The following is a 3253-nucleotide window of genomic DNA, read 5'->3' as shown; positions in this document are numbered from 1 at the left end:
GCCCGGCCTCGCGCAGGGCGGCGACCACGCCCGCCCCGGCATCGAGCCCGAAGGCCGAGCCGCCCGACAGGAAGAGGGCATCGACCGCCTGCACCGTGGAGGCCGGATCGAGCAGGTCGGTCTCGCGGGTGCCGGGGCCGCCGCCGCGCACATCGACGGCGCAGGCGAAGGGCCGCTCGAAGATCAGGGCGGTGACGCCGCTGGCGATCCGCGCATCCTCCGCATGGCCGACGCGGATCCCGGGGATGTCGGTAATGCGGTTGAACCGGGTCATCGCGTCTCTCCGACGAGGTCCTAGATCCGTGTTTCCGCATCGTCCCGAAAGCCGCAGACCGCCTTTCGGGACGATGCTGTCAGGTGGCGCGCCGTCTGCGCTCGTGGCGAATCGCATCGTAGGCGTAGAGCACCAGCGCCAGCCAGATCAGCGCGAACAGCACGATCCGGTCCGGCGCCAGGGTCTCGCCGTAGAGGAGGGTGCTGAGCAGCATCAGGCAGGTGGGCGCGATGTACTGCATCAACCCGAGGGTCGCGAGGCTGAGCCGGGTGGCCGCGGCGGCGAACCAGATCAGCGGCAAGGCCGTGGTGACGCCCGTGAGCGCGAGGAGTGCCCAGGTTCGGGCGTCGCTCGGGACCGGCGGCGCGGCCAGCAGCAGATAGGCGAGCGCGGCGGGCAGCAGCAGGAAGGTCTCCGCGCAGAAGCCGACCGTGGCGTCGACGCCGACGAGCTTCCTGATCAGCCCGTAGAACGCGAAACTGACCGCGAGCCCCAGCGACAGCAGGGGCAGCCGCCCCGCCATCATCAGCGCGATCGCCACGCCGAGGACGACGATGGCGACGGCGACGCCCTGGAGCGGGCGCAGGCGCTCACCCAGCACGAGGGCGCCGAGCGCCACCGAGACCAGGGGGTTGATGAAGTAGCCGAGACTCGCATCGAGCATGTGCCCGCTCACCACCGCCACGAGGTAGAGCAGCCAGTTGAACCCGATCAAGCCGGCCGAGACCACGAGCCAGGCGTGGCGCGGCCGCAGGGGAAAGGGATTGGCGAGCCGTCGGCGCAGGAGCGCGATCAGCCCGGTGACGAGCAGGGCCGACCAGACGATGCGCTGCGCCAGGATGGTCTCGGCGGGGATGCCGGCGAGCAGCCGGAAATGCACCGGGACTACGAGGCCCCAGCTGAGATAGGCGGCGAGTGCGGAGATCAGGCCCAAGGCGACACGGCCGGCTGTGGCAAGGGTGCCGCTTGTAGCCTTTACCGAGCCCGCGGTCAGCGCTTGCGGGCGGGGGCCGGGAATGTCTCGCCGCGCATCAGGGCGTTGAGGCGCTCGGTATCGAAGCCGGTGAGCATGCGGCCCTTCGACGAATCCGGGGCCGCCGGGCCCTGCGTCACCGTGCCGGTGGTGACGGGATCGGGCAGGACCGGCGCCTTGACGCGGGCGATGGTCGGGGCGGAAGCGGCGGCAACGGCCGGATGCATCAGGCGGTCGGCGCTCACGAGGGCCACCGTCAGGGTGCCCAGCCCCGTGACGGTCCCGAAGGCGATGACGCGCAGAATGCTCACGATGGCGAACTCGGGGAACAGCGACGCGGATACGCGGGACCGTGACGGGCGGCCCCGGAAACAGGATGCGCGCGGCCTCGTTAACGAACCGGGCGGCCGGCCCCGCAGCGGACCGGCCCACATCAGGACACCCGGCACAGGAGTGCGCCATGAACGAGCAGGCGACGGCGAGCGACAGCCCCTTCATCCAGGGCCGCAACGCCCGGCTCTACGGCAAGAGCATCGCGGAATGCCCCTATCCCGAAGGCTCGCAGGATCGGGAGGCATGGCTCCAGGCCTACGAGGAGGCGGCGGCCGACGACCCGAACGGGTGACACGCAGCGCTTGACGCTCAAGCCCCCGGAGGGCTGAAAGGGCCTCGCAGATCACGCCCGCTCTCCCCTCCGAGGCCGATGTCCAAGTCTCCTCCCCGCGACCGCGGCCGCTTCGGCGCCGATACCCGCCTCGTCCTCGCCGGGCGCGACCCAGGCGCCCAGCACGGCTTCGTCAACACGCCGATCTATCGCGGCTCGACGGTGCTCTACCCCACCTACGACGACATCAAGCATCGGCGCGGGCGCTACAATTACGGCACCTCCGGCACGCCGACGATGGACGCCCTGTGCGAGGCCTGGAGCGAGATCGCGGGCGCGGCCGGCACCGTGCTCACCCCCTCCGGCCTCTCCGCGCTGACCCTGGCGCTGATGACCTGCGTGAGCGCGGGCGACCATCTGCTCGTGACCGATTCCGCCTATCGCCCGACCCGCATCTTCTGCGACGGGGTGCTCAAACGGTACGGGGTGGAGGTCGACTATTTCGATCCCGTGATCGGGGCCGGGATCGCCGGGCTGATGCGGGACAACACGAAGGCGGTGCTCGTGGAAGCGCCGGGCTCGCAGACCTTCGAGATGCAGGACGTGCCAGCCATCGCCGAGGCGATGCATGCCCGCGGCGGCACGGTGGTGATGGACAACACCTGGGCGACGCCGCTGCTGTTCCCGCCGCACGAGCGCGGCGTCGACCTCGCGGTGGAGGCCGGCACCAAATATCTCAGCGGCGGCTCCGACCTTCTGCTCGGCCTCGTCTCGGCCAATGCCGAGCATTATCCGGCGCTCAAGCGCACCTACGAGCATTTCGCCCCCTGCGCCGGGCCCGAGGACATCTTCCTGGGATTGCGGGGCCTGCGCACCATGGGCCTGCGCCTGCGCGAGCACGGCCAGCGCGGCCTCGCCATGGCCGAGTGGTTCCAATCCCGCCCGGAGGTGGCGCGGGTGCTGCATCCGGGCCTGCCCACCGATCCCGGCCACGCGATCTGGAAGCGCGACTTCTCCGGCGCCTCCGGCCTGTTCGGGCTGATCCTCAAGCCGGTCTCGGAGGAGGCTTTGGCCGCCTTCCTCGACGGGCTGGAATTGTTCGGGATGGGCTTCTCCTGGGGCGGCTTCGAGAGCCTCGTCATCCCCTTCGACCCGACCGTCTACCGCACCGCCACCCGCTGGCAAGCGGAGGGGCCCGCCCTCCGCTTCCATATCGGGCTGGAGGATCCGGAGGATCTGAAGGCGGATCTGGAGGCCGGCTTCGCGCGGATGCGGGCCGTCGCCTAGGGCGCGGGGCCCGGTCGCGCTTCAGGCGGCGGGGCTCACGCGGTTTCCGGTCGATCGCGTCCGGGCCGACAGAGGAGGGGCCGCCCCGGCCCGGACGCGATCGACCGGAAACCGC

The 3253-nt window shown here is 71.0% G+C and carries 5 protein-coding genes; 2 read left to right on the top strand and 3 right to left on the bottom strand.

From position 1 onward, the window contains the following. The 3 genes from MZTS_RS19350 to MZTS_RS19340 all read right to left on the bottom strand — a co-directional run. The coding region (locus tag MZTS_RS19350; RefSeq protein WP_192285068.1) for a P1 family peptidase at window positions 1-274 on the bottom strand (274 nt) is incomplete at its 3' end. Window positions 275-353: 79 nt separating this feature from the next. Then, the gene (gene rarD / locus MZTS_RS19345; RefSeq protein WP_192285067.1) at window positions 354-1208 is read right to left on the bottom strand and encodes an EamA family transporter RarD; all 855 of its coding nucleotides are present in this window, start codon (window positions 1206-1208) and stop codon (window positions 354-356) included. A gap of 56 nt (window positions 1209-1264) precedes the next feature. Further along, entirely contained in the window at window positions 1265-1558 is a 294-nt protein-coding gene (locus MZTS_RS19340) for a hypothetical protein (RefSeq protein WP_192285066.1), read from the bottom strand. Between the two features lie 149 nt (window positions 1559-1707). Between MZTS_RS19340 and MZTS_RS19335 the strand changes: the two genes are divergently transcribed. Both MZTS_RS19335 and metC read left to right on the top strand, forming a co-directional pair. After that, a complete protein-coding gene (locus MZTS_RS19335) occupies window positions 1708-1872 on the top strand; it encodes a ribosome modulation factor (RefSeq protein ID WP_009864515.1) in 165 nt (54 codons plus the stop codon). A gap of 78 nt (window positions 1873-1950) precedes the next feature. Then, window positions 1951-3138 carry a cystathionine beta-lyase gene (gene metC / locus MZTS_RS19330; protein WP_192285065.1) on the top strand — a complete coding sequence of 396 codons (1188 nt, stop codon included), beginning with the start codon at window positions 1951-1953 and terminating at the stop codon, window positions 3136-3138. The last annotated feature ends 115 nt before the right edge of the window (window positions 3139-3253 follow it).

It is taken from the genome of Methylorubrum zatmanii, from assembly GCF_014845115.1.
In the GTDB taxonomy this organism is placed as follows: Bacteria; Pseudomonadota; Alphaproteobacteria; order Rhizobiales; family Beijerinckiaceae; genus Methylobacterium; species Methylobacterium zatmanii.
This window is presented reverse-complemented; position numbering and strand designations above follow the sequence as displayed.

Excerpts from the sequence above, each read along its gene's own strand:
- MZTS_RS19335 (WP_009864515.1), top strand. The coding sequence starts at position 1,708 with ATGAACGAGCAGGCGACGGCGAGCGACAGCCCCTTCATCCAGGGCCGC.
- metC (WP_192285065.1), top strand. The coding sequence starts at position 1,951 with ATGTCCAAGTCTCCTCCCCGCGACCGCGGCCGCTTCGGCGCCGATACC.